We start from the raw sequence: 24,593 nt of genomic DNA, 5'->3' as shown, positions 1-24,593 counted from the left end.
CGGGTTTTGGTGGTGTTTGGGGTTTGGGCGCAGAAACAGCCCCGCCGCCCCCCCCACCCCCCCCCGAACCGCAGAGAAGGCTTCGTATCGGGGTGCAGGGCGGGGGCTGGGCGCCTCGGATGGTTGGGTGCATCGGTGGCGGTTTCAGGCGCGGCTTGAGTGCGTGTTGTCTTGGGGTTCGCGGTGTGCGTCTCGATGTGGCGTTGAGGCGCATCCGGGGGGTGCTGGGCGGGCGTGGGCGCTGAAGGAGCACGTGAGCATCGCCGGGCGCGAGGGGCGCCCGGGGGGGAATCTGAGTCTGTGAGGGTTCCCCTCACGAAAATGTCTGGGCTGAAACGTAAAAAGAGCCGATACGCCAGGGCGTATCGGCTCTTCGAGGTTGTGCGGGAACTAGTGCTTCGGGGCGGGGCCCGCTTGGTCGCTCAGCATGCGCAGGGCGTTGACCAGGCCGCCGGTCAGGTCGCCTTCCTTGAAGGAGGCCACCATGCTCGCCACGGCCAGGTTCGCGCCGCGGTCGGGGAGGCGGGAGTGCGAGCGTTCGCCGGTGACGATCTCGATCGCGCGCTGGGCGGGGGAAACCGCCAGCAGCACCGCGTTCGAGGGGTTCTCGGTGGCGGCGTGCAGGGCTTCCGCGCCGGCCCGGGTGTCCTCGCCGAGGTCGCCGAGGTAGATGCTGAAGTCGAGGCCGGCCTCGCGCGTCGCGAAGGTCAGGGCCTCGTCCAGGCGCGCGAGCTGCTGCACCGTGAACGGGCTCGTCGGCGCGGCGGGCTCGTACATCTTCGCCGCGGACAGCCGGCCGCTGTTGGTGATGACCTCGCCGAAGGCCAGGTCCTTCTCCGCGACCGCGGTCCGGGTCAGTTCACCACTTGCCACGAGCGCCTCCTGCGGCCGTCGAAGCGCCCGCGGGCGCCGCATTCACGTCAACCGCCGGTGCGTGGCCGGCTCCTACGCCGTCCGGGTTGGCGGTCCACCACATCGCGGGGTACTCCCACGGCTGCCCCGGCCGGTACCGCGGCGTCCCCGAGAACTTCTTCCGCAAGGTCGCGGCGCCGACCACGAAGTAAATGGCCCCGGGGATGACCGCGTAGACCAGGATCGTCTCGACAACGTTCACGCCGGTGAGCGTATCGGATGCCTCCCGCGCCCACCGCGCGACACCGGCGACCGGGGGCGACCGTTCGCCGCCGCTGAGGCGCCGTCCGCCGCTTGGCCCGCCCCCGCTGGAACGTTGGGGCGAAGGGCTGCGGGCCGAAAGATGGCAACTCGCCGTACAGGCGGCCGTACCGGGCGATACCGGCTTGTCCGAACCCTGAAATCCTCGTAGCTTTTTCACCTGTACGGGCCTTGCGCCCACCTCCCCAGCTCCAGCCCGTCACGCACCGGTCCCAGGAGGACACCTCATGCAGAGCGTCCAGACCCCCGCTCAGGCGATCACCGAGACCATTTCGTCACCCAGCGAGACCGAATTCGTGACCGGAACGCGGGTCACGTCCGGCACCAGGGTTACGCGCGGCACTCGGGTCACCCGCGGAACCCGGGTCACCGCGGGCACTCGCGTGACAATGGGTACCCGCGTCACCATGGGAACCGAAATCATCCGGGGCACGCGCGTCACCCGCGGGACCCGCGTCACGGCCGGAACTCGCGTCACGATGGGCACCCGCGTCACCCGGGGCACGCGGGTCACCCGCGGAACCCGCGTCACCTGCGGCACGCGCGTCACGATGGGCACGCGCGTCACCCGCGGAACCCGGGTCACCGCCGGAACCCGCGTCACGATGGGCACCCGCGTCACCCGAGGCACGCGCGTCACGCGCGGAACCCGGGTCACCATGGGCACCCGCGTCACCTGCCAGGCCGACTACAGCCTCGCCGCCTGAGCACGGCCGGGCACCGGACTGGGGGACGTCCAGCGAGGATCCATCGGCTCGCCCCGGCCGCCGCGAAGGCAGCCGGGGCGCCGGCGTGTCCGGGGAAAACCGGCGCTAGGCCGCCGACCCGAGGTACGGCCGCCACAGCGGATCGGCCTCTTTGGAATGCGCCAGCAGCCGCCAGTGCGGGCCGTGCGGAGCGCGCGGCACCACGCGCAGCCGCCAGCCGAGCTCCGACAGGAGCCGGTCGGCCTTGCGGTGGTTGCACTTCGCGCAGCAGGCGACGCAGTTGGTCCAGCTGTGCGGACCTCCCTTGCTGCGGGGGACGACGTGGTCGATAGTCTCGGCGCGCCCGCCGCAGTAGGCGCAGCGGTGCCGGTCCCGGTGCATCAGCCCGGCCCGGGTCAGCGGCACCTGCGCCCGGTAGGGCACCCGCACGTACGTGCTGAGCCGGATCACCGAGGGAACGGGCAGCGACACCGTCGCGGCGTGCAGTTCCACGCCGCCCGGATCGCCGTGGACGACCTCCGCCTTGCCGCACATGACGAGCACCACCGCGCGCCGCATGGGCACCGCGGTCAGCGGCTCGAAAGTGGCGTTGAGCAGGAGGACCCGGCGCCGCCCCCAGGCCGGGGCGACCGGATCGCGGGCTCTACGCTGTCCGGGCGGACGGGACGCTCCCCCTGGACGGGTCCCCGGCCCGGACGGGACGGAGCCGCCGGATGCGGACCCTCCCGGGCAGGCACGCAGGATCGCCTCCGGCGGCAGCTCGGCCATGGCTTGGCCGGCGCCGCCGAGGGGGACGGGTTGTCGGTCTGGCACTCGACCACCTCCACCGGTGCAGGCATAGTCGACCACACATCAGGGCCCCGGCGCACGCGTGTTCTGTGACGTGTCACATACCCGCGACCCGGCGGCCACCCCGCGGCCGCCTGCGCGCCGCCGGGACAACGAAGCGAGGAAGGACTTTCTCCGCCAGTGAATGCCGTGCTCAGCGCCCCACCCACCTGCATTTCCGAGACCGGGTCGTGGTGCGCCCAGGTCTATTCGGTCACGCACAACGAGTGGCTCGCCGCGTCGGCGGGCTGGCTCCTCACGAAGCCGCTGAAGATCATCATGATCCTCGTCATCGCGTTCGTGGTGCGCTATCTCACGAAGCGGCTGATCGAGCGGGTCACCACGCTCCCGGCCTCCGGCGGAAACGGCAAGATCCCGTCGCTGCTGCGGCCGCTGCGCGAACGCGCGCCGGAGATGCTCGGCACCGCCGTGGCGGAGCGGCGCAGGCAGCGGGCCAAGACGATCGGCTCGGTGCTGAAGTCGATGGCCACGTTCCTGATCTACGGCCTCGCGTTCATCCTCGTGCTCGGCGAACTGGGCATCGACCTGGCCCCGATCATCGCCTCGGCCGGGATCGTCGGCGTCGCGCTCGGGTTCGGCGCGCAGAATCTGGTCAAGGACTTCCTTTCCGGGATGTTCATGATGATCGAGGACCAGTACGGCGTCGGCGACGTCGTGGACATCGGCGAGGCGACCGGCACCGTCGAGGCGGTCGGGCTGCGCATCACCACGCTGCGCGACCTCAAGGGCACCGTCTGGTACGTCCGCAACGGCGAGGTGCTGCGCGTCGGCAACTCGAGCCAGGGCTTCGCCTACGCCGTGGTGGACGTCCCGCTGAGCTACTCCGCGGACGTCGACAAGGCCACCGAGGTGCTCAGCGGCGCGGCCACGAAGGCGGTCGAATCCGACGCGCTCTCGGCGAACGTGCTGGAGCCGCCGGAGATGCTCGGCGTCGAACAGGTCACGCCCGAGGGAATCGTGTTGCGCCTGACGGTGAAGGTGCGACCGGGCAAGCAGTGGGCGGTGCAGCGGAAGCTGCGCGGGCAGCTGCTCGGCGCGCTGGAAGAGGCCGGTTTCGAACCGCCGCTCGGCCGGTTGCTGTCGTCGATGCAGGACAAGCAGCCGGGCGCGCAGCGGAGCTGAGACAGGGCAAGATGGAAGGGTGTCGACTGTGAGCGAGCCGGAACCGGCGAACCTGTACGAGGCGGTGGGCGGCGAACCGACCTTCCGCCGCATCATCAAGCGGTTCTACGAGGAAGTGGCCCGCGACGAGGTGCTGCGCCCGCTCTACCCGGAGGAGGACCTCGGCCCGGCGGAGGAACGGTTCCGGCTGTTCCTCATCCAGTACTGGGGCGGTCCGCACACCTATTCCGACCAGCGCGGCCACCCCCGGCTGCGGATGCGGCACGCGCCGTTCAAGATCGGCCCGATCGAACGCGACGCGTGGCTGCGCTGCATCCGGATCGCGATCGACGAGGAGAACCTGCCCGAGCCGTACCTCAGCCAGCTGTGGGCGTACCTGGAAATGGCCGCGCACAGCATGATGAACAGCTTCGTCTGATGAGACGGAAGGTCGCGGGCAGGCGACCGGACGGCCGTGCGCGGCCGTCGTGGTGGTCGGACGCGGTGTTCTACGAGATCTACGTGCGGTCGTTCGCCGATTCGGGCGAGGACGGCATCGGCGATCTCGAGGGCATCCGCAGCAAGCTCGGCTACCTGGAACTGCTGGGCGTCGACGCGCTGTGGCTGACGCCGTTCTACCCCTCGCCGATGGCCGACCACGGCTACGACGTGGCGGACCCGCGCGGCGTCGACCCGATGTTCGGCACCCTCGGCGACTTCGACGTGCTGCTCACCGAGGCGCACCGGCGCGGCATCCGGGTCACCGTGGACGTGGTGCCGAACCACACGAGCAACCAGCACGCGTGGTTCAAATCCGCGCTCGCGGCCGGCCCGGGCAGCCCGGAGCGGGAGCGCTACCACTTCCGCGACGGCCGCGGGCCCGGCGGGGCCGAGCCGCCCACCAACTGGGTCAGCGTGTTCGGCGGCCCGGCGTGGACGCGGGTCCCGGACGGGCAGTGGTACCTGCACCTGTTCGCGCCGCAGCAGCCGGACCTGAACTGGGCCAATCCGGACGTCCGCGCCGATCTGGAGCGGACCCTGCGGTTCTGGCTCGACCGGGGCGTGGACGGGTTCCGGATCGACGTCGCGCACGGGATGGCCAAACCGTCCGGGCTGCCCGACATGGATCCGGGCACGCCCGCGCACGGCGGCGGCGCGCCCGGCGATCCGCGGTTCGACGACGACGGCGTGCACGAGGTGCACCGGCTGATCCGCAAGGTGCTCGACGAGTACCCGGACGCGATGGCCGTGGGTGAGATCTGGGTGCAGGACGAGGAGCGCCTGGCGCGCTACCTGCGGCCGGACGAACTGCACCTGGCGTTCAACTTCCGCCTGGTGCTGACGCATTTCGACGCGGACGCGATGCGCACGTCGATCGAGCGTTCGCTGGCGGTGCCGCGCGCGGCGGGCGCTCCGGCGACCTGGACGCTGGCCAACCACGACGTCTGGCGCGCGGCGAGCCGGTACGGCGGCGGCGCGGCCGGTCTCCGCCGGGCGCGCGCGATGGCGCTGGTGGAACTCGCCTTGCCCGGCGCGGTCTACCTGTACCAGGGCGAAGAGCTGGGGCTGCCGAACGCCGACCTGCCGCTGGAGGCGATGACCGACCCGCGCGCCCGCTCACAGGGCCCGGAATTCAGCCGCGACGGAGAACGCGTGCCGCTGCCGTGGGAGGGCACGCTTCCGCCGTACGGGTTTTCGCGCACCGCACAGACCTGGCTGCCGATGCCCGCGGACTGGGCCGGGCTCACCGTGGAACGGCAGCTCGAAGACCCGGACTCGACGTTGTCGCTATACCGGCGCGCGGTGGAACTGCGCAAGCACCATCCGGCGTTCCGGGGCGGCGACGAACTGCAGTGGTACGGCGCGCCCGCGGGCTGTTTCGCGTTCCGCCGCGGCCGGGGCGGCCTGATCTGCGCGCTGAACACTTCGGCCAGCTCGATCGTGCTGCCGCCGGGCGAGGTGCTGCTGACCAGCAGCCCGCTGGTCGACGGCAGGCTCGCCCCGGATTCGGCCGCCTGGCTCGGGTAGCCCGGCGCAGGCGGCCGCGGGCGAGAACTCCGGCCGGTCAGACGCGGGCGGTCGCCTCCAGCCCGAGCATGTCGAGCAGACCGCGCAGGTCGTCCACGTCGTGCGCGTGTCCCGCGACGGTGCGCGCGGCGTGTTCCTGCTGGACGCGCAGGTCTTGCTCCGCGGACACCCGGGCACGGGCGAATTCACTGGTTTCGGCGGACAGCGGACGTCGTTCCGAGCGCATGTCGCTCCTCGTCGAGGTGGAAGGGGCCACCGGCGGCGCCGCACGAGACGCGCGGACCCGCCGGGGACGACGCCGGCTCGAACGCCGGCGCACGGTGAGACTTCTCGACGGAACAGACGCTACTCCCCCGCTCCGGCCCGCCCGCGCGCCGTCCCGTCCGCGCGCGTCGCGGCGTCCACAATGGACCCTCCGCGTCGCCAGCTCTGGTGAGACCGGCCGCGGCGTGCTTTACTGATGTCGGTCGTGTTTTGTGTTCGTGCGGTGGGTACGTCCCGCAGCTACGCTCGCAAGATGTAGCGGGCGTGGTGTTTCTCTTTTCGGAAGGCACACCGTCGGTTGCCAGGCCCGGATGCCGAGGTGGCATCTGTTGTGAGTCCGATGGAGATCGTTTTTATGACGCAAGGCACCGTGAAGTGGTTCAACGCCGAAAAGGGCTTCGGGTTCATCAGCCCGGACGACGGCAGCGCCGACGTGTTCGTGCACTACTCGGAGATCCAGGGCAACGGGTTCCGCAGCCTTGAGGAGAACGCGCGCGTGGAGTTCGAGGTCGGCCAGGGCCAGAAGGGCCCGCAGGCCACCGGCGTCCGCGCCATCTGAGTCTCAGCGGTGTTTCCCCTGGTGCGGAAGGATTTCCGCACCAGGGGCCCGCGCCGAAGCGGACTTTTCCGCCCACGGCAGCCGAAATATTCGGCTTTCCTTTGGTGCGCCGGTGGTTTTTCCCGGCGGCACAAGATCTTCCGCGGCCCGGGAACCCGGACGCGGGATCGCCCGTTGACCAGAGCAGGCCGCGACTGGCCCTGAGGCCCTCCCCTGCCTGGTCGGTTCGCATGCCCCGGCTCCTCGCCCTCGGCGGCTCCCCCTTCCGCCCGGGCTCCCGCCGCGGCACCGGCCTCGGCCCCCGCAGAGCGCGGCGGCCGGACCTGCTCGAGTAGGAGCGTTTACCCATCGAAACCCAGAGCACCGTCCAGCGTCCCCCGAAATCGCCCCAGCCCATGCTCGCCGGCCAGAAGAGCGGCACCGAGGCGTTCCTGGTGAAGCTCTTCGCCGTCGTCCCCCTCCTGGCCGTCGCCGCCGCCGTGCCCCTGGCGTGGGGCTGGGGGCTGAGCTGGCTGGACGTCGGCCTCGCCGCCGCGTTCTACTGCGTCAGCGGCCTCGGCATCACCGTCGGCTTCCACCGGTACTTCACCCACGGCTCGTTCCGCGCCCGCCGCGGCCTGCGGATCGCGCTCGCCGTCGCGGGCAGCATGGCCATGCAGGGACCGGTGATCGACTGGGTCGCCGACCACCGCCGCCACCACGCGTACTCCGACCGCGACGGCGACCCGCATTCGCCGTGGCGCTTCGGCACTTCGCCCGCCGCGCTCGCGAAGGGCTTCTGGCACGCGCACATGGGCTGGCTGTTCGGCCGCGACCGGACCAACCCGCGCCGGTTCGCCCCGGACCTGCTCGACGACACCGACCTGCGGACGATCGACCGGCTCTTCCCGGTGCTCACCGCCGCGACGCTGCTGCTGCCCGCGCTCATCGGCGGCCTGGCGACGATGAGCTGGTGGGGCGCGCTGACCGCGTTCTTCTGGGCCGGGCTGGTCCGGGTCGCCGTGCTGCACCACGTGACCTGGTCGGTCAACTCGCTGTGCCACCTGATCGGCGAGCGTCCGTTCGAGGCGCGCGACCGTTCGGCGAACTTCTGGCCGCTGGCGATCGCGTCGTTCGGCGAGTCCTGGCACAACTCCCACCACGCCGACCCGACCGGGGCCCGGCACGGCGTCGGCCGCGGCCAGCTCGACATCTCCGCGCGGCTGATCTGGATGTTCGAGAAGTTCCGGTGGGCCTCGCACGTGCGCTGGCCGCGGGCGGAACGCCTCGCGCGCAAGCTCAAGACCGCTTGACCGAAGCTCAGGCCCTGCGGACCCGCTCCTCGAGCCGGGTCCGCAGGTCGCCGCGGCTGGACACGGCCAGCACCGGCCGCGGGCTCCCGGCCTGCTCGGCCGAGGCCACGACGTCCGCGACGAACTTCCGCACCCGCTCCGGCGCGGGCGTCACGTCGCCGCCCAGCTGGGCCACCTGCTGCGGGGCTTCGGCGGGCGTCGTCTCCACCGCCACCGACCAGCCCTGCCGCATGGTCCACAACAGCATCAAATCCCGTCCGGGGAACCGCGGGGACCGGCCGCTCAGCGCGACATAGGCGGTGATCGTGTCGGTGACCTCGCACGACGTGCACTCCACCGACACCCCGACCGCGGCCGCGACCTCGCGCACATACGCGGCCAATGCCTGCCGCAGCACCTGCGGATCGTCGGCGGTGGGCAGGGACATCGGGCGTTCCGGACCGGACAGGAGCATGGGTCTCCTCTTCCGCCGCCGCTTCCGCTTCGCGCGGAAAACGAACCGGGGTCGTCGAATCGCGCGAAGCCCGGCGGTCGCGATGATCGGGGTCGCACCGGATCGGGCATCCGGCAGCTGGACCGGACTCCGACTCTACCCGCTGGGACAACCCCCGCAGCCGGAATCGACCCGTCCGGCCGCCGCGGAAACCGGTTGGCCCAGGCGGAATCCGCGGCCGACATGGCGATCCGCGCGGCGAAGAGTCCGATGTGGACAGACGGCGCGGCCTCACCCGCCCGAGTCACGCAGTTCTCGAAACCGCGTCCCTGCCCCGGGGCGCGTCCCCTGACCGGCTGCCGCCGGGATCACCCCGACTGGCCGCCGTAATCACCCGGCTGGCCGCCATCCGCCGACTCGGCGATCGACGTGACCGCCCACGCGGCGAACAACCCCGCCTGCACGTACGGCGCGGCCTCGCCCACCGCGCGCACCACCGACCGGGCACGGCCAGGCCGGGGTTCAGCGTCCGGCGCGGGCTCCGCGTCCGCGGGCCGGTCGGTGCGCCACGGCGTCTCCTCGGCCCGGACCTCGGCGAGGAAGTCCGCGGTCGGGTCGCCGTCCGGTTCGGTCATGCGGTCAACGATGACACCGCCGAACGGCTCCCGCCAGCACTTCGCCTCAGAACAGCAGCGGCAGCAGCGCTTGGCGCCGCTTGAGCACCGCGCCGTAGCGGGCGTCGAGGCGCAGCCACGAGTCGGTGGCGGTCACGCGGACCACGTCGCCGTCGATCGACGAATCGAACAGGCCCATCCCGGACAGCGCGAACAGGCACCGCATCTGGACCTTGACCTCGAGGTCTCCCCCGGTGACGGTGAGCACCGCCTGGTCCATCAGCGAGGCGGGCGGCGTGCCGTGCGGACCGGCGTTGTCGCGGGCGAGCGCGACGCCGCGGTCGGCGAGGTCCGAGATCACGCCGACCGGCAGCTCGTCGACCTTCTGCCAGCGGCCGGACACCGGCAGTTCGGCGTGCCACAGCAGATCGCGCGCCGGACCCGGGTCCATCACCTCGCCGCCCGCGACGGCGAGCGCCGCGAGCAGTTCGTTGCCCGACACCGTGACGTCCGCCGGGGTCACCGTGCCCGCCACCGCGCGAGTCGCGAGGACCTCGAACGGCGTGGCCGTCCACGCCTCGACGACGTCGTCGCCCCGGCGGCGCAGCCGGACGGCGGTCGTGCCGTCCAGCCGCACCGCGCGGGCCACGAACGCGCTGAGCGTCTCCCGGTCGTCCGGATCGGGGATCCGCAGCTCAGGCATCGGCCAGCACCCGCTTGAGGAATTCCGATTCCTCGTCGCTGAGCCGGCGCGGCCGGAGCTTGACCGTGTCGTACGGGGCCAGCACGGTCTCCGCGGTGACCGCGACCGGATCGGTCGCTTCCGGGCCGGTCCGCACGACGTACCCGAGCGTCACCGTCGCGGCCCTCAGCTCGGCGAGCGTGATCTCCACGCGCACCGAACGGCCGGGCGCCGCGACGATCGGCGCGCGATAATGCACGCCGAGCTTCACGACCACGACGCCCTTCGGCAGCTCGGTGAGCCCCGCGCGCTCGGCTTCGCCGAACAGCACGGGCACCCGGGCCTCTTCGAGCAGCGTCACCACGTTCGCGTGGTTGACGTGCCCGTACACGTCCATGTCCGACCATCGCGGCTGGACGTGGGAAACGAATGTCACCGCACCGTGCTCCGGATCTGGCGCGCGGCGACGGACAGCGTCGCGAGGTCGAGCCGCCCGGAACGGGTGATCTCGTCCAGCGCCACGCGCGCCCGCGAAAGCCGCGACGCGTTGGCTTTCTCCCATTGCTCGATCTGCTCGTCGACGGACAGGTCCTGGTCGCTGTGCCGCAGCGCGTCGAGCGCGATCGCGCGCAGGGAACCGTACACGTCGTCGCGCAGCGAGAGCCGGGCGAGGGCGTGCCAGCGGTTGCCGCGTTCCAGCGCGCTGATCTCGGTGAGCATCTTGTCGATGTCCAGGTGGTCCGACAGCGCGTAGTACAGCTCGGCGGTGTCGGCCGGGGTGTGCGTCGCGTCGAGCCCGACCTGCTGTTCGGCCAGCTCCGCCACCTCGACCACGTCGAGCAGGCCGTAGCTGTGCAGCAGCAGCGCCACCCGGCGGGCGAGATCGGCGGGCACGCCCTTCTCGACCAGCCCGGCCGCGTCCTGCTCCACCGACTCCAGTTCGCGCCCGCGCAGCAGCTCGCCCAGCTTCGGGCCGAGTTCCGCGAGCACCGGGCCGAACCGGTTGATCTCGGCCAGCGGCGCGAGCGGCTGCGGGCGGTTGGTGAGGAACCAGCGCGCTGCCCGGTCGAGCAGCCGCCGCGTCTCCAGCACCATCCGGTCCGCGACCGCGGTCGGCACCACGTTGTCCAGCGCGTCGATCTCGGCCCACAGCTTCGGCAGGTCGTAGACGTGCGTGACCACCGCGTACGCGCGCACCGCGTCGGTGGCGGTCGCGTTCATCTCCTCCATCAGGCGGTAGACGAACGAGATGCCGCCGCCGTCGACCAGCTCGTTGGTGATCAGCGTGGTGATGATCTGGCGGCGCAGCGGGTGCTGCGCGATCGCGGCGGCGAACGGCTCCCGCAGCGGAGCCGGGAAGTACTCCGGCAGCCTGCGGGTGAACACCTCGGACTCGGGCAGGTCGGAGGCGAGCAGCTCGTCCTTGAGGTCGAGCTTCACGTGCGCGAGCAGCGTCGCCAGCTCCGGCGACGTCAGGCCCTCGCCCGCCTTCTCCAGCGCGCGGAACTGCGACGGGGTCGGCAGCGCCTCCAGCTTGCGGTCGAACGCGCCCTTCGCGACCAGCGCGGACACCTGCCGCGCGTGCACCGACACCATCGGCCCGGCGTGCGCCCGGCTGACGCCGAGCACCGCGTTCTGCCGGTAGTTGTCCGCGAGCACGAGCGAACCGACCTCGTCGGTCATCTCGCCGAGCAGCTCGTTGCGCCGCGCGTGCTCCAGTTCGCCGGTCGCCACCAGGTGGTCCAGCAGGATCTTGATGTTGACCTCGTGGTCGGAGCAGTCGACACCGGCCGAGTTGTCGAGCGCGTCGGTGTTGATCTTGCCGCCGTTACGGGCGAATTCGATCCGGCCGAGCTGGGTCAGGCCCAGGTTGCCGCCCTCGCCGACGACCTTCACCCGCAGCTGGTTGCCGTTGACGCGGATCGCGTCGTTGGCCTTGTCGCCCGCCGCGGCCTGGCTTTCGCTCTCGGCCTTGACGTAGGTGCCGATGCCGCCGTTCCACAGCAGTTCGACCGGGGCCAGCAGGATCGCCTGGATCAGGTCCATCGGCGCGAGCTTCGTGACGCCCTCGTCGAGGCCGAGCGCCTCGCGGACCTGCGGGGTGATCGGGACGGTCTTGGCCGAGCGCGGGTAGATCCCGCCGCCCTCGCTGATCAGCGAACGGTCGTAGTCGTCCCACGAGCTGCGCGGGAGGTCGAACAGCCGCTTGCGCTCCTCGTAGGAGGACGCGGCGTCCGGGTTCGGGTCGAGGAAGACGTGCATGTGGTTGAACGCCGCGACCAGCCGGATGTGCTTCGACAGCAGCATCCCGTTGCCGAAGACGTCGCCCATCATGTCGCCGATGCCGACGACGGTGAAGTCCTCGGTCTGGGTGTCCTTGCCCAGCTCGCGGAAGTGCCGCTTCACGCTCTCCCACGCGCCCTTGGCGGTGATGCCCATGGCCTTGTGGTCGTAGCCGACCGAACCGCCGGAGGCGAACGCGTCGCCGAGCCAGAAGCCGTACTGCGCCGAGACCTCGTTGGCGATGTCGGAGAACTTCGCGGTGCCCTTGTCCGCCGCGACGACCAGGTAGCTGTCGTCGGTGTCGTGGCGCACCACGTTCGGCGCGGGCACGGTTTCGCCCTCGACGCGGTTGTCGGTGAGGTCCAGCAGGCCGGAGATGAACATCCGGTAGCAGGCGACGCCCTCGGCGAGCTGAGCGTCGCGGTCGACCCCGGCGTCGCCGGTCGGGGCGGGCGGACGCTTCACCACGAAGCCGCCCTTCGCGCCGACCGGCACGATCACCGCGTTCTTCACCGCCTGCGCCTTGACCAGGCCCAGGATTTCGGTGCGGAAGTCCTCCCGGCGGTCCGACCAGCGCAGGCCGCCGCGGGCGACCTCGCCGAAACGCAGGTGCACGCCCTCGACGCGCGGCGAGTACACGAAGATCTCGTACTTCGGCCGCGGCTCGGGCAGCTCCGGCACGCCGCTCGGGTCGAACTTCAGCGCCAGGTACGGCCGCGGGTTCCCGTCCGCGTCGCGCACGTGGTAGTTCGTGCGCAGGGTCGCGTTGATGACCGCGAGCAGCCGGCGCAGGATCCGGTCCTCGTCGAGGCTCGTGACCTCGTCGATCATCGAGGAGATCTCGGCGGTCAGCGATTCCGCGTGCGTTTTCCGGTCCACATCGGACAGTTGCGGATCGCAGCGGGTTTCGAACAGCCGCACCAGTTTCGTCGCGACCTCGGTGTGCTTGACGACCGTGTTCTGGATGTAGGCCTGGGAAAACGGGCTGCGCGCCTGCTGCAGGTAGCGGGAGTAGGCCCGCAGCACCGCGGCCTGGCGCCAGGTGAGCCCGGCGCGCAGGACGAGGCCGTTGAGGCCGTCGACCTCGGCGTCGCCCCGCCACGAGGCGTGGAAGGCGTCCTGGAACCGCTCGCGCACCTCGACCGCCGCGTTTTCGTCGGCTTCTTCGAGGCCCTTTTTGTCGACGCGCAGGCCGAAGTCGTAGATCCAGCTCGGCCCGCCGTCCTCGCGGAACAGCTCGTACGGCCGCTCGTCCACCACCTCGACGCCCATCGCCTGCAGCACCGGCAGCACCTTGGACAGGGTGACGCCCTCGCCGCGCAGGTAGAGCTTGAACCGCCGCTCGCCGGGTTCGGCGTCCGCGGGCAGGTAGAACGACAGCGCGAGATCGCCCTCGTCCGCGAGGGTGTCGAGCTTGGCCAGGTCGGCCAGCGCGTCCTCGGCGGTGAAATCCTCCTTGTACGCCTCGGGGAACACCGCGCCGAAGCGCTGCCCCCGGTCGACCGCGGACTCCTCGCCGGTCATCCCGGTCGGGCTGCCGTCGCCGACGCGCTCGCGGCGCTCGGCGATGATCGCCTCGACCAGCCGGTCGTCCCAGCTGCGCACGACGGTGTTGAGCCGCTCCTGGATCCGCAGCGTGTCCGGCTCGACCACGTTCGACGGGTCGGTGTGCACCATGAAGTGCACCTGCGCCAGCAGGGTTTCGCCGACGCGCGCGCTGTACTCCAGCTGCGTGCCTTCGAGTTCGTCCAGCAGCACTTCCTGCATCGCCAGCCGCGAGCGCGTGGTGTAGCGGTCGCGCGGCAGGTAGACCAGGCAGGAGTAGAAGCGGTTGTACGGGTCGCGGCGCAGGAACAGCCGCAGCCGGCGGCGGTCCGACAGGGTGATCGCGCCGGTGGTGGTGTAGAAGAGCGAATCGGTGTCCGCGGAGAACAGGTCCGCGCGCGGCCAGTTCTGCAGGACCTCCAGCATCCGCTGGCCGGAGAACGACTCCATCGGGAACCCGGCGCGGTGGATCACCTCGCGCACGCGCTGGCCGACCACCGGGATGTCGAGCACGTTCTCGTGCAGCGCGGTGGTGGTGAACATGCCGAGGAACCGGTGCTCGCCGGTGACCTTGCCGTTCTCGTCGAACGTCTTCACGCCGACGTAGTACGGATAAACCGGACGGTGCACCGTGCTCGGCGCGCTGGCCTGGGTGAGCACGAGCAGCGACGGCGCGAGCGCGTCGACCGAGCTGTCCGGGCCCGCGGTGAGGCTGCGCGCGGCGAGGCTGTCCTGGCGCAGCACGCCCAGCCCCGACGCGAGAACGGCGCGCAGGGCGGGCTCGTCGGTGTCCGGCCGCGGGCTGTCGACCAGTTCGTACTTGCGGTAGCCGAGGAAGGTGAAGTGGCCGTCGGCGAGCCAGCGCAGCAGGCGCGCGCCCTCGACGACCTCGTCGCCGTTGCCGGGCAGCTTCGGCGGGTTCTGTTCGAGGGTTTCCGCGAGCGAGCAGGCCGTCTGCGCCATCTTCTCGGCATCCTCGACGACTTCGCGCACGTCGCCGAGCACTGACGTGAGCCGGTTGTCCAGCTCGCGGGCCCGCTGCGGATCGGTGACGAGGTCGATCTCCACCAGCATCCACGATTCCGCGGACGCGCCCGCGGGCGGATCGGCCGGGTCGGCGTCCAGGTGCAGGCCCTCCAGCTCGCCGGTCAGGCCGCGGCTCACCACCACGATCGGGTGCACGATGCGCTGCACCTGCACGCCGTCGCGGGCGAACTCCGCGGTGACGCTGTCCACGAGGTAGGGCATGTCGTCGGTGACGACCTGCACGACGGTCGCGTCGCGCGTCCAGCCGTCCTCGGCGGTGGTCGGGTTCAGCAGCCGGACCGCCGGGCGCCCGGGCATGCGGTGCTTCGCCAGCTGCAGGTGCGAACGCACCGCGCCGACGAGCGCGGCGGGCTCGTCGCCGACGATCTCGTCGGCCGGGATGTGCCGGTAGTACAAGCGGATCAGGTCCGCGATCTCCGGCGCCTGCGCCGCGGCGGTGTCGATCAGCTCGTCCCGGATCTGTTCCGGGCTGGCCGTGCGGCGGGCGGCGCCGGCTTCGGCGCCGACATCGGGCGGGGACGAGACTCCCGTCGAGCTCATTGAGCAACTCTCCAGTGTGCGAGACCGAGACGCGTCCGTCACCACAACGTGCCGGACATCCCTCACCCTAATCCGCCCTGAGACGCCCCCGTGCGCGGCGGGGAAAGACTTAAGGTTCGGCTCCGGGGTCCCCGGCGGCGCGCCCGCGCGGGATCGGTTCAGCTACCGGCGGGTTCGGCCCGGGCGGTTTCCGGCAAAAGGCTTGGCACGCGGCCGGAGCGCGGTTTTCCGGGGCTTCCCGGCGGCTTCGGGATCGGTTCAGTGCCCGTATCGCCCGCGGCGAGAACGGAAAAGGTTGCGTCCCTCCCCTGCGAGAATTCCCACCCGGACGGGCTAATTCTTCCGTTGCGGGACGGCTTCCCGGACTGGGCGGCCTCGGGGCGCTCGCAGATCGGCGAGGGCGGGCGGTTTGTGCCGCATAATCTCGGCCGCAGGCCGGAAACGCTTGGCTCGTCGCGAAAACGCGGTGGGGGCCGAAGCTTCTCCGCTTCCGGGCGGGAGCGACCGCGCGCTGCGATCAGGTTTTCTCTCTCCGCAACGCGGTGTGCCGCGATGCCTTGGCCAAGTCGAGACGGACCGGGCTGGCTTCACTTCGTCAACGGTCGGGGATCCATGCCCCGGGGATTGCGTCGTTGCACGATCCCGCGTCCCGCTGCGGAATCCACCCGGCCAAGCGAGCAGGTATGCCGCGACGCCCCGACTAAGTCGAGACCGACCCGCGTGGCTTCACTTCGTCAACGGTCGGGAATCCATGCCCCGGGGATTGCGTCGTTGCACGATCCCGCGTCCCGCTGCGGAATCCACCCGGCCAAGCGAGCAGGTGCGCCGCGACGCCCCGACTAAGTCGAGACCGACCCGCGTGGCTTCACTTCGTCAACGGTCGGGAATCCATGCCGCGAGGATTGCGCCGATGCGCGATCGCCTGTCGTGCTGCGAAATCCACCGACCAAGCGAGCAGGCGTGCCGCGATGCCCCGGCCAAGTCGAGACGAACCGGCCAGGCTTCACTTCGTCAGCGGTTCGTGAGGGGAACCCTAGGGGAATCTGATTCCCTCAAGGTTCCCCTCACGGACATCCCGGAATCCATGCCGCGGGGATTGCGCCGATACGCGATCCCCTGTCCCGCTGCGAAATCCACCCAGCCAAGCGAGCAGATGCACCCCACTCCCCTTGCGGGGCAAGGACTTCCCGGCGTGCGTCAGTCGCCGTTGTTGTGGCGGCGGTCCGCGGTCGCCCGGCCGTTAATGGGCTTCGGTTCGTCGTTCGGGCCGAGGCGTTTCATCAGCGCCGCCGCGCTCGCGGTGCCTGCCTGGTGTTCGGCGAGGGCGCGGGCGAGCAGTTCGGCGAGACCGGCGTCTGGCGGCGGTTCGTCCTCCGCGATGGCTCGCGCGTAGCCCTCCGGGAACGGCTGCTCCGACGGCGTCCACGCGTCGATGTCCGACAACGGGTCCAACGCCGGCGGCATCCGCAAGCGCGGCAACCAGGGTTCCTCGATCTGTTCCGGTTCCTCCGGCCGCGGCGCGGGGGCCAGTTCCGGCTTTTCGCGCGACGCGGGTTCCGGTTCCGCCGCGGCGGAGTCGGGGCGTCCGGGTTCGTCGGCCCGGCGCCGTCCGCCGCCTCCGCCGGTCGCGGTGATGCCCAGCCGGTCCAGCACGGACTTCGCGGCGACCGACCCGTGTTCGGCGTCGTGCCGGGTCTTGCGTCCGCGCGCGTCGCGGCGGTCCGCTTCCTCCCGCGCCCATTCGGCGCTTTCCCACAACGGCGCGGCGGGCTCGTCCGCGGGAGCCGGGGCGAGCGGGAGCTCCGGCAGGATGTCCGACAGATCCGGCATCCGCAGCGAGAACCTCGGCTCTTCCTTCGGGGCTTCCTCGGCCGGAGCTTCTTCCGCGGCGCGACGGGGAGGTTCCTCCCTCGCCCACGGCGTTTTCGTCTCGTCCGCCGCCCGCGACGGACGAACGGGCGGCTCTTCCAGCCGTGCCGGTTCTTCCCGGAGCACGGGCGCGTCCTCGGCGGCCCGGCGCGTCGCCCGCGGCTTCTCCGCAGTCTCGGCGGCCCGCGAAACAGCCGCGTCCGCCCGCCGCACGGGCGCGCTCTTCGCTTCCCGCGGCGCGTCAGACCACCGGACCGACACGTCCTCCACAGACTTGCCAGCCGCGTCTTCCCGCCGCTCCGTCGCGCTTTGGGCGACCTGCGTCTCCGCCCGGCTGACCGGCTCCTCAGCCGCCGGTTTCCGCGGCGCGGGCGCTTCCGCGGCCTTCCGCCCGAACGGCCGCGCCCATCCCGGCAAAACCGGCGTCTTGCGGTCCTCGGCCCGCCGCCGCCCGCCCGTCCGCGGAGCTTCCTCGGCGGTCTCCCGGATCGCCGGGAGCACCGACGTCTGTTCGACCTCCGTCTCCGCGGCGGCCTTCCGGAACGACCACGCGGGCTTCTTCTCCGCCGCCTCGACCCAGGCCGAAGCCGAAACCGGCTCCGCGGCCGCCTCGACCCGCGCCGCGGCGACCGGCAACGGAGCCGCGACCGGATCCGGCCGCTCGGCGGGGACGTCCCGGATCGCCGGCATCACCGAGGTCTCCTCGGCGGCGACCCGCGGTTCGACCTCCATCGACACCGGGCGCCCGTCGCGCGGGGCGGACGCGGCCAGGACGTCGTCGAGGTCCATCGACGCCACCGAGTCGCCGCCCAGCTCGCCCGCGATCAGCCCGCACGCCTGGCGCCGGGCCCGCGCGTGCACGTGTTCCGCGGCCCGGGCGCGGTGCAGGCACCCGATGGCCTCTTCCGCGCTGCCGAACCGTTCCTCGATCTGCGCCAGCTCCAGCCACAGCCGGGCGGTGACCGCCGCGAGCCCGTGCCGGTCGGTGGCCGCCACGGCCTCCCCCACCAGCTCGGCGGCGGCGTCGCCGGCTCCGGCGGGCAGGTGGATGCGCGTCGCGACCGCCAGCCGCAGCCACGCCGCGGGCGCGACCCCGGCGGCGCGCACCGGTTCGCGCAGCATCGGTTCGGCGATGTCGTAAGCCATGTCCGCGTCGCCGCGGTCGAGCAGCGTGCTCACCAGCTGCAGCACGAGCCGGATCCGGACGAGACCGCCGTCGTCGCCCGGGCGGTCCAGCTTCTCCAGGAACCCGAGCCCGGTCCGCGCGGCGTCCGCGGCCGCGGTGAGGTCCCCGTGCCGGCGCCGGTGCGCCGCGGTTCCGTTGCGCAGCAACGCCCGCATCAGCAGCCGGTCGTCGGCGTCGAGCGAATCGTCGGCCACCAGCAGCCGGTCCGCCTCGACGAGCACCCGGTCCAGCTCCGCCTTCCGGCCGAACTGGGCGAGGCACCCGACGAGATGGCACAGCGCTTCCGCGCGCAGCGACGGCGGCACGTCCTCCGACAGCACCGGCCGCAGCGCGGCCAGCCCCATCAGCGGAACGCCGAGACTGCGCGCGCAGATCGCGAGATCGACGCGCAGCCGCGCCGCCGTCGTGGAGTACCCGGCGTGTTCGGCCGCGCGCAACGCCGCGACCGCGCGGCCGACCGTGGACGTCCGCGCCCCGGTGCGCACGCGAGCGGACACCACGAGCGCTTCCGCCCGGATCCAGTGCCCGTCCGCGCCCGCCGTCTCGGCCAGCGCGGCCGAGCGTTCGCCGAGGACCAGGGACAGCTCGGGCGCCCGCAACCGCAGCGATTCCGCCCGGTCGATCAGCCGTCCGAGGTCGGCGAGGGTCCCGCCACCGGCAACGGCGGGCCGCCCGTCCGCGGGTGCGGACGGGCTGGGCCGGTTGTGCCTGCTGGTTTCCACTCGGGACCCCCGCGCCGGTCAGTCGCGCTTCAACTTGCGGTGGGTGACCCGGTGCGGACGCGCCGCTTCGGCACCGAGGCGCTCGACCTTGTTCTTCTCGTAGCCTTCGAAGTTGCCCTCGAACCAGAACCACTTCGCCGGGTCCTCGTCGGTGCCCTCCCAGGCGAGGATGTGCGTCGCGACCCGGTCGAGGAACCACCGGTCGTGGGAGATCACGACGGCGCAGCCGGGGAACTGCTCGAGCGCGTTCTCCAGCGAACCCAGCGTTTCGACGTCCAGGTCGTTCGTCGGCTCGTCCAGCAGGATCAGGTTCCCGCCCTCTTTGAGCGTCAGCGCGAGGTTGAGCCGGTTGCGCTCGCCGCCGGACAGCACGCCGGCCGGCTTCTGCTGGTCCGGGCCCTTGAAGCCGAACGCGCTCACGTAAGCGCGCGAGGGCATTTCCGTCTGCCCGACGTGGATGTAGTCGAGCTTGTCGGACACGACCTCCCACACGGTCTTCTTCGGGTCGATCCCGCCGCGGGTCTGGTCCACATAGGACAGTTTGACTGTCTCGCCGATCTTGACCGAGCCGCCGTCCGGCTCCTCGAGCCCGACGATGGTCTTGAACAGCGTCGTCTTGCCGACGCCGTTCGGGCCGATCACGCCGACGATGCCGTTGCGCGGCAGGTTGAACGAGAGCCCGTCGATGAGCACCCGGTCGTCGAAGCCCTTGCGCAGCTTCTCGACCTCGACCACGACGCTGCCCAGCCGCGGGCCCGGCGGGATCTGGATCTCCTCGAAGTCCAGCTTGCGGTGCTTGTCCGCCTCCGCGGCCATTTCCTCGTAGCGGTCGAGCCGCGAACGGGACTTGGTCTGGCGCGCCTTGGCGTTGGACCGCACCCATTCCAGCTCGCTCTTGAGCCGCTTGGCCAGCTTGGCGTCCTTCTTGCCCTGGACCTCGAGCCGCTCGCGCTTCTTCTCCAGGTAGGTGGAGTAGTTGCCCTCGTAGCCGACGACGCGGCCGCGGTCGAGCTCCATGATCCACTCGGCGACGTTGTCCAGGAAGTACCGGTCGTGGGTGACGGCCAGGACGGCGCCCTTGTAGGTGGCGAGGAACTGCTCCAGCCACAGCACGCTTTCGGCGTCCAGGTGGTTGGTGGGCTCGTCGAGCAGCAGCAGGTCGGGCGCGGACAGCAGCAGCTTGCACAGCGCGACGCGGCGGCGCTCGCCTCCCGACAGGTGGGTGACCGGCTCGTCCGGCGGCGGGCAGCGCAGCGCGTCCATGGCCTGCTCGACGGTCGAGTCGAGCTCCCAGGCGTCGGCGTGGTCCAGGTCCTCCTGGAGCTGGCCCATCTCCTCCATCAGCGCGTCGCTGTAGTCGGTCGCCATCAGCTCGGCGATCTCGTTGTAGCGGTCGAGCTTCTTCTTGGTGTCGCCGAGCCCTTCCTCGACGTTCTGCCGGACCGTCTTGGTCTCGTCCAGCTCCGGCTCCTGCATGAGGATGCCGACGCTCGCGCCCGGCTGGAGGAAGGCCTCGCCGTTGCTGGCCTGCTCGATCCCCGCCATGATCTTGAGAACGGTCGACTTGCCGGCGCCGTTCGGGCCCACGACGCCGATCTTGGCTCCGGGGTAGAACGCGGTGCTCACGTCGTCGAGGATGACCTTGTCCCCGACGGTCTTGCGCACCTTCTTCATGGTGTAGATGAACTCGGCCATGCCGTCGATCGTAGAGTGGCTCCTTCCGCGGCCTGACGGCGGTCACCACCGCGCTACCGAGGGTCAGGTCGTCCTCACTCCGGCGATATTATTTCCGCCGCGTCATTCGGCCCGTTTGCCCTCGGCGAGGTTCTTGAGCATCGCGTTGTAGGCGGCCAGTTCCTCGCCGCCGGTGGTCTCTTCGCGCCGGTCGCGCCGTTTCGCCTCTCGCTCGTCCTGGCGCGCCCACTGCACCAGCAGCGCGATCAGCACGAGCAGCACCGGCACCTCGCCCGAGGCCCACGCGATGCCGCCGCCGAGCCGCTGGTCGGTCAGCAGGTCGCCGACCCACGGCAGTTTCAGCGAGGTGTAGAACTCGCGGCCGATCACGGTCTGCATGTTCATCAGGATCACGCCGAAGAAGGCGTGGAACGGCATCGCGCCGAACATCATCCCGAGCTTGCCGACCGGCGGCAGCCGCCGCGGCGCGGGGTCGACGCCGATCACCGGCCAGTAGAAGAGGTAGCCGACGAGCAGGAAGTGCGCGTTCATCGCCAGGTGCGCCCAGTGGTAGTTGAGCGCGGCGTCGAAGAGGCCGGAGAAGTACAGGCCGTAGAACGAGCCGACGAACAGCAGCAGCGCGACGATCGGGTTCGTCAGGAACCGCGACACCGGCGAGTGCACGGCGGCCAGCAGCCATTCGCGCGGTCCCGGCGGGGCTTCGCGGCCAGCCGGCGGGAGCGCGCGCAGGGCGAGCGTCACCGGGCCGCCGAGCACCAGCAGGACCGGCGCGACCATCGACAGGAGCATGTGGTTGCCCATGTGCACGCTGAACATCGCGGGCGCGTACCGGCCGATGCCCGACGACGTGGCCAGCAGGATCACCACGCAGCCCGCGACCCACGCGACGGTCCGGCCGACCGGCCACGCGTCGCCGCGCTTGCGCAGCCGCCGCACGCCGAGGAGGTAGAGGCCGGCGAGAACGATCGCGAGGGTGCCGTAGATCAGGTCGAAGCGCCAGTCGGTGAGCAGCCGCCAGAACGTCGGCGGCCCCTGGAGGTCGTAGCCGATGAGAAGCTCGACGGTGCCCGGCTGGGTGACCGCGTCCGGCGGCGGTGGCGTGCGGGCGAGGCCGGACGCGATGCCGATGGTGACGAACATGATCAGCACTTCGACGGCGGCGAGCCGCAGCAGCTGGCTGCCGCCCTTGCCGTCGACGAGGTTCGCGACGCCGCGGCTGCGCTGCTGCTGGCCGAAGACGCCGAGCAGCAGCAGCGCGACGATCTTGGCGACGACGAGCAGGCCGTAGTCGGTGGTGAACAGGTCGCCGAGGTTGATCCGGACCAGCGCGTTGACGATGCCGGACACCGCCATCACGATCCAGCAGACCAGCGCGAGCTTGGAGAACCGCTGCGCGGCGAGGCTGAGGTTCCGGCCGCGGCGCCAGCCGAGCGCGAGCACGGCCAGCAGGCCGCCGACCCACAGCGCGGCCGCGACGAGGTGGTACAGCAGGCTGTTGGTGGCCAGGTCGTGCGAACCGCCGCTGGCCGAGTGCCCGGTGACCGCGACCGGGACGAGCCCGGCGACGGACAGGAAGAACAGCACCGCCGTCCAGCCCCAGCTGAGCACCAGGCGGCAGCCGAGGGCGAGCAGGAGCGCGATCAGCGCCGTCCACAGCCACGCCTTGGGCTGTTCGATCGCGCCGACGAGGCTCAGCAGGGTGTCCGGGTCGAGAATCTCGCCGAACGGTTTCCCGGCGCTGTCCGCGGCGGTGAAGGCGACCGACAGGATCGAGGCCGCGAACCACACCCACGCGGCGATCCCCGCGGTGCGGACCGCGGCGTACCCCTCGGGCGCGAGCGTGCCGGATTTCTGCGGCGGCACGAGGAAAGCGGCCAGCAGCAAGGTGCCGACGCACACGACCGACGACGCTTCGGCGAGCACCCGGACGACCGTGACGCCGTACCGCGTGACGAGCCCCGGGTCCGGAAGCCCGGCGATGACGTAGCCCGCGCCGCCGGTCAGCGCGACGAGCCCGACCGCGACGACCGCCCCGAGCACGACTCCGACCGAAAGCAGCGGGAGCACGCTCGTCTTGCGGCCGCGGTTCGGTTTCGTCACAGGTTCCGAGGTCACGGTACGAGAGTAGGCCGGTCGCGCGCGCGGCGGCGCGGGGGGCGGGGCGCTCGCCGGATTTCGCGCCGGATCGTTCGCTTGTGGTGTTTGCGCTGGTCGAGCCGGGTTGCCGGACGGAATCCGGTGCGCGGCAAGGCTTTCCTCTATGCTCCGCCGATGACCAGCAGCCGTCGCCGCCGCCCGACGCTGGACGACGTCGCGGAGGCGGTCGGGGTGTCGCGCGCCACTGTGTCGAACGCCTACAACCGGCCTGACCAGCTGTCGGCGCAGTTGCGGGAGCAGATTCTGCGCGTGGCGGGTGAACTCGGTTACCCCGGCCCGAACCCGACCGCCCGCAGCCTCGCCACGAACCGCACCGGAGCGATCGCCTTCCTGCTGGATTCGTCGCTGTCGGCCGCCTTTTCGGACCCGGCGCTGTCGATCACCCTGGACGCTCTCGCGAAAACCGTGGAGCCGACCGGCAACGCGCTGCTGCTGTTGCCCGGCCGCGAGGCGCAAGAAGGCCCGCCAGCGTCGCGAGTTCTAGCCGCCCAAGCGGATATCGCCGTGGCGTACTCCCTCGCCGACGGCACTCCCGCGCTGGAAGCCGTGCGAGCACGGGGTTTGCCGCTGGTGGTCATCGACCAGCCACCGCTCCCGGACACCGCTCGGGTCGGCTGCGACGACCGCGGCGGAGCGTCGTTGGCCGCCCGCCATTTAGTGGAGCTGGGACATCGGCGCTTCGGAATCCTGGCCGCCCCACGCCTTTCCGGCGCGGCTGTTTCCAGCCCCTTCCACGGCACGCGCGAACGCCTCGCCGGTTACCTGGACACGCTGGCCGCCGCCGGGATCAGCGACATCACCGTCACCGAAGCCCCCTGGCTCTCCGCCTCGACCGCCCGCGCGGCGGCCACCGACCTGCTCACCGCCTCGGTACGGCCGACCGCCCTGCTCTGCATGTCCGACCAGCTGGCCTTCGCCGCGATCGCCGCCGCCCACCGGCTGGGCCTGCGCGTGCCCGGCGACGTCTCGATCGTCGGCTTCGACGACACCCCGCAGGCCGCGTGGTCTGAACCACCCCTCACTACCGTCCGCCAGGACCTGGCGGGCAAGGGCCGGGTGGCCGGAGAACTGGTGCTGGCCCTGCTCGCCGCTTCCCCGGCCCCGCCGCCCGTCGAACTCCCGGTGTCGCTGGCCGTCCGGGAAAGCACCGCGGCGATTTAGCAAGACCGCTCGCCGATCTGTGGACAACTAGGTCTCGTCCGGGTGACGGGAAACTACTTGTCCACAGACGTAGGAATGCGGGCAGACAAACCGTACGGAACCCGCCAAGGTGGAGATCACACCCGGTTTCCCGGGATTCCGCCGGTTCTCCGCCGGCACCGCTTCGATTGAGGGGGAGTTCCCACGATGTTCCGCCGTCTGCTGCCGTCCCTGCCTTTCCCCGGCCGCCGCGCCTGGCCCGCCGCCGCCCCGTCCCGCCTGCCCGGCGTGGTCTTGCTGGTCACCGCCGGTCTGCTGACCGCCTCCGGCCTGGCCGAAGCCGCTCCCGCCGCACCGCCCACCCCTTCCTGCACCGCCGGGGAGTTCTGCCTGTGGAACAGCGAAACCTATTCCGGCACGGCACAGAGTTATGACCTGCGCACGGCAAATCCGGGTGATTGCATTCCCCTGCCCGAGGGATTCCAAGGACATTCCTTCGTCAACCGGATGACTCGCGACGTCACGATCTACCAAGGAGCCGACTGTTCCACGGAGGGCGATTTCATCACCTATCCGGGCGGTGGCACGTACGTCCCGCAGTCGCCGTTCGCGGTGCGTGCCCTGAAAGTGTGGGAATAGCCCCCGAGACCGGGCCAGGCGAACGGGCAGCTCCAGGCCGAGTCGACTCGCAGCCCTAGTTCGCCGGC

20 protein-coding genes are annotated in these 24,593 nt (G+C 71.3%); 8 read left to right on the top strand and 12 right to left on the bottom strand.

Annotation, left to right across the window (positions count from 1 at the left end):
- Positions 1-390: 390 nt before the first annotated feature.
- Positions 391-873: a DUF5130 family protein gene (locus tag ACZ63D_RS19075; protein WP_465355640.1), complete on the bottom strand. Its 483-nt coding sequence runs from the start codon at positions 871-873 to the stop codon at positions 391-393.
- Entirely contained in the window at positions 860-1,114 is a 255-nt protein-coding gene (ctaJ, locus tag ACZ63D_RS19070) for an aa3-type cytochrome oxidase subunit CtaJ (protein WP_037715018.1), read from the bottom strand. The genes ACZ63D_RS19075 and ctaJ overlap by 14 nt, the downstream gene beginning before the upstream one ends.
- A gap of 286 nt (positions 1,115-1,400) precedes the next feature.
- On the opposite strand from ctaJ, the gene ACZ63D_RS19065 reads away from it, so the two are divergent.
- Positions 1,401-1,880 (top strand): hypothetical protein, encoded by a 480-nt coding sequence (locus tag ACZ63D_RS19065; protein WP_465355639.1) that lies wholly within the window; start codon positions 1,401-1,403, stop codon positions 1,878-1,880.
- A 105-nt stretch (positions 1,881-1,985) separates the two neighbouring features.
- Here ACZ63D_RS19065 and ACZ63D_RS19060 read toward each other — a convergent pair whose 3' ends face one another.
- The gene (locus tag ACZ63D_RS19060) at positions 1,986-2,438 is read right to left on the bottom strand and encodes an HNH endonuclease (RefSeq protein ID WP_409186186.1); all 453 of its coding nucleotides are present in this window, start codon (positions 2,436-2,438) and stop codon (positions 1,986-1,988) included.
- Between the two features lie 411 nt (positions 2,439-2,849).
- Here ACZ63D_RS19060 and ACZ63D_RS19055 point away from each other — a divergent pair, with 411 nt between their 5' ends.
- Genes ACZ63D_RS19055 through ACZ63D_RS19045 form a run of 3 tightly spaced genes read left to right on the top strand, consistent with a single transcriptional unit; the run spans position 2,850 to position 5,858 of the window.
- Positions 2,850-3,851 carry a mechanosensitive ion channel family protein gene (locus tag ACZ63D_RS19055; RefSeq protein ID WP_465355638.1) on the top strand — a complete coding sequence of 334 codons (1,002 nt, stop codon included), beginning with the start codon at positions 2,850-2,852 and terminating at the stop codon, positions 3,849-3,851.
- Between the two features lie 28 nt (positions 3,852-3,879).
- Positions 3,880-4,269, top strand: a complete 390-nt coding sequence (locus tag ACZ63D_RS19050) for a globin (protein WP_369806064.1) — start codon at positions 3,880-3,882, stop codon at positions 4,267-4,269.
- Positions 4,269-5,858, top strand: a complete 1,590-nt coding sequence (locus ACZ63D_RS19045) for a glycoside hydrolase family 13 protein (RefSeq protein ID WP_465355637.1) — start codon at positions 4,269-4,271, stop codon at positions 5,856-5,858. Before ACZ63D_RS19050 ends, ACZ63D_RS19045 begins: the two co-directional genes overlap by 1 nt.
- 37 nt (positions 5,859-5,895) lie before the next feature.
- On the opposite strand, the gene ACZ63D_RS19040 is transcribed toward ACZ63D_RS19045, so the two are convergent.
- The gene (locus tag ACZ63D_RS19040) at positions 5,896-6,084 is read right to left on the bottom strand and encodes a hypothetical protein (RefSeq protein ID WP_465355636.1); all 189 of its coding nucleotides are present in this window, start codon (positions 6,082-6,084) and stop codon (positions 5,896-5,898) included.
- A 393-nt stretch (positions 6,085-6,477) separates the two neighbouring features.
- Between ACZ63D_RS19040 and ACZ63D_RS19035 the strand changes: the two genes are divergently transcribed.
- Both ACZ63D_RS19035 and ACZ63D_RS19030 read left to right on the top strand, forming a co-directional pair.
- Positions 6,478-6,681 carry a cold-shock protein gene (locus tag ACZ63D_RS19035; RefSeq protein ID WP_037814060.1) on the top strand — a complete coding sequence of 68 codons (204 nt, stop codon included), beginning with the start codon at positions 6,478-6,480 and terminating at the stop codon, positions 6,679-6,681.
- Positions 6,682-7,076: 395 nt separating this feature from the next.
- Positions 7,077-7,973, top strand: a complete 897-nt coding sequence (locus ACZ63D_RS19030; RefSeq protein ID WP_465355635.1) for an acyl-CoA desaturase — start codon at positions 7,077-7,079, stop codon at positions 7,971-7,973.
- 7 nt (positions 7,974-7,980) lie between these two features.
- Here ACZ63D_RS19030 and ACZ63D_RS19025 read toward each other — a convergent pair whose 3' ends face one another.
- The 8 genes from ACZ63D_RS19025 to ACZ63D_RS18990 form a co-directional block, all read right to left on the bottom strand.
- The gene (locus ACZ63D_RS19025; protein WP_465355634.1) at positions 7,981-8,427 is read right to left on the bottom strand and encodes a DUF6292 family protein; all 447 of its coding nucleotides are present in this window, start codon (positions 8,425-8,427) and stop codon (positions 7,981-7,983) included.
- A 347-nt stretch (positions 8,428-8,774) separates the two neighbouring features.
- Positions 8,775-9,041 carry a hypothetical protein gene (locus tag ACZ63D_RS19020; protein WP_465355633.1) on the bottom strand — a complete coding sequence of 89 codons (267 nt, stop codon included), beginning with the start codon at positions 9,039-9,041 and terminating at the stop codon, positions 8,775-8,777.
- Between the two features lie 46 nt (positions 9,042-9,087).
- Positions 9,088-9,723: a DUF8010 domain-containing protein gene (locus ACZ63D_RS19015; RefSeq protein ID WP_465355632.1), complete on the bottom strand. Its 636-nt coding sequence runs from the start codon at positions 9,721-9,723 to the stop codon at positions 9,088-9,090.
- The gene (locus ACZ63D_RS19010; RefSeq protein ID WP_465355631.1) at positions 9,716-10,138 is read right to left on the bottom strand and encodes an acyl-CoA thioesterase; all 423 of its coding nucleotides are present in this window, start codon (positions 10,136-10,138) and stop codon (positions 9,716-9,718) included. The genes ACZ63D_RS19015 and ACZ63D_RS19010 overlap by 8 nt, the downstream gene beginning before the upstream one ends.
- Positions 10,135-15,117: an NAD-glutamate dehydrogenase gene (locus tag ACZ63D_RS19005; RefSeq protein WP_465355630.1), complete on the bottom strand. Its 4,983-nt coding sequence runs from the start codon at positions 15,115-15,117 to the stop codon at positions 10,135-10,137. Before ACZ63D_RS19005 ends, ACZ63D_RS19010 begins: the two co-directional genes overlap by 4 nt.
- Positions 15,118-16,314: 1,197 nt before the next feature.
- Complete coding sequence (locus ACZ63D_RS19000; protein WP_465355629.1) at positions 16,315-18,894, bottom strand: hypothetical protein; 2,580 nt, start codon at positions 18,892-18,894, stop codon at positions 16,315-16,317.
- An 18-nt stretch (positions 18,895-18,912) separates the two neighbouring features.
- Positions 18,913-20,589: an energy-dependent translational throttle protein EttA gene (ettA, locus tag ACZ63D_RS18995; protein WP_465355628.1), complete on the bottom strand. Its 1,677-nt coding sequence runs from the start codon at positions 20,587-20,589 to the stop codon at positions 18,913-18,915.
- 102 nt (positions 20,590-20,691) lie between these two features.
- Positions 20,692-22,704 (bottom strand): bifunctional copper resistance protein CopD/cytochrome c oxidase assembly protein, encoded by a 2,013-nt coding sequence (locus tag ACZ63D_RS18990; protein WP_465355627.1) that lies wholly within the window; start codon positions 22,702-22,704, stop codon positions 20,692-20,694.
- A 156-nt stretch (positions 22,705-22,860) separates the two neighbouring features.
- Here ACZ63D_RS18990 and ACZ63D_RS18985 point away from each other — a divergent pair, with 156 nt between their 5' ends.
- Both ACZ63D_RS18985 and ACZ63D_RS18980 read left to right on the top strand, forming a co-directional pair.
- Positions 22,861-23,907 carry a LacI family DNA-binding transcriptional regulator gene (locus ACZ63D_RS18985; protein WP_465355626.1) on the top strand — a complete coding sequence of 349 codons (1,047 nt, stop codon included), beginning with the start codon at positions 22,861-22,863 and terminating at the stop codon, positions 23,905-23,907.
- Between the two features lie 258 nt (positions 23,908-24,165).
- Positions 24,166-24,525, top strand: a complete 360-nt coding sequence (locus tag ACZ63D_RS18980; RefSeq protein WP_465356291.1) for a peptidase inhibitor family I36 protein — start codon at positions 24,166-24,168, stop codon at positions 24,523-24,525.
- The last annotated feature ends 68 nt before the right edge of the window (positions 24,526-24,593 follow it).

This window comes from Amycolatopsis sp. NPDC104775 (genome assembly GCF_055583325.1).
Note: the sequence above shows the minus strand (reverse complement) of the source record. Positions and strands in the feature narration are given on the sequence as shown.

Excerpts from the sequence above, each read along its gene's own strand:
- ACZ63D_RS19060 (WP_409186186.1), bottom strand. The coding sequence starts at position 2,438 with ATGCGGCGCGCGGTGGTGCTCGTCATGTGCGGCAAGGCGGAGGTCGTC.
- ACZ63D_RS19020 (WP_465355633.1), bottom strand. The coding sequence starts at position 9,041 with ATGACCGAACCGGACGGCGACCCGACCGCGGACTTCCTCGCCGAGGTC.
- ACZ63D_RS19040 (WP_465355636.1), bottom strand. The coding sequence starts at position 6,084 with ATGCGCTCGGAACGACGTCCGCTGTCCGCCGAAACCAGTGAATTCGCC.
- ACZ63D_RS19045 (WP_465355637.1), top strand. The coding sequence starts at position 4,269 with ATGAGACGGAAGGTCGCGGGCAGGCGACCGGACGGCCGTGCGCGGCCG.
- ACZ63D_RS18985 (WP_465355626.1), top strand. The coding sequence starts at position 22,861 with ATGACCAGCAGCCGTCGCCGCCGCCCGACGCTGGACGACGTCGCGGAG.
- ACZ63D_RS19005 (WP_465355630.1), bottom strand. The coding sequence starts at position 15,117 with ATGAGCTCGACGGGAGTCTCGTCCCCGCCCGATGTCGGCGCCGAAGCC.
- ACZ63D_RS19030 (WP_465355635.1), top strand. The coding sequence starts at position 7,077 with ATGCTCGCCGGCCAGAAGAGCGGCACCGAGGCGTTCCTGGTGAAGCTC.
- ettA (WP_465355628.1), bottom strand. The coding sequence starts at position 20,589 with ATGGCCGAGTTCATCTACACCATGAAGAAGGTGCGCAAGACCGTCGGG.
- ACZ63D_RS19015 (WP_465355632.1), bottom strand. The coding sequence starts at position 9,723 with ATGCCTGAGCTGCGGATCCCCGATCCGGACGACCGGGAGACGCTCAGC.
- ACZ63D_RS19035 (WP_037814060.1), top strand. The coding sequence starts at position 6,478 with ATGACGCAAGGCACCGTGAAGTGGTTCAACGCCGAAAAGGGCTTCGGG.
- ACZ63D_RS19065 (WP_465355639.1), top strand. The coding sequence starts at position 1,401 with ATGCAGAGCGTCCAGACCCCCGCTCAGGCGATCACCGAGACCATTTCG.
- ACZ63D_RS19025 (WP_465355634.1), bottom strand. The coding sequence starts at position 8,427 with ATGCTCCTGTCCGGTCCGGAACGCCCGATGTCCCTGCCCACCGCCGAC.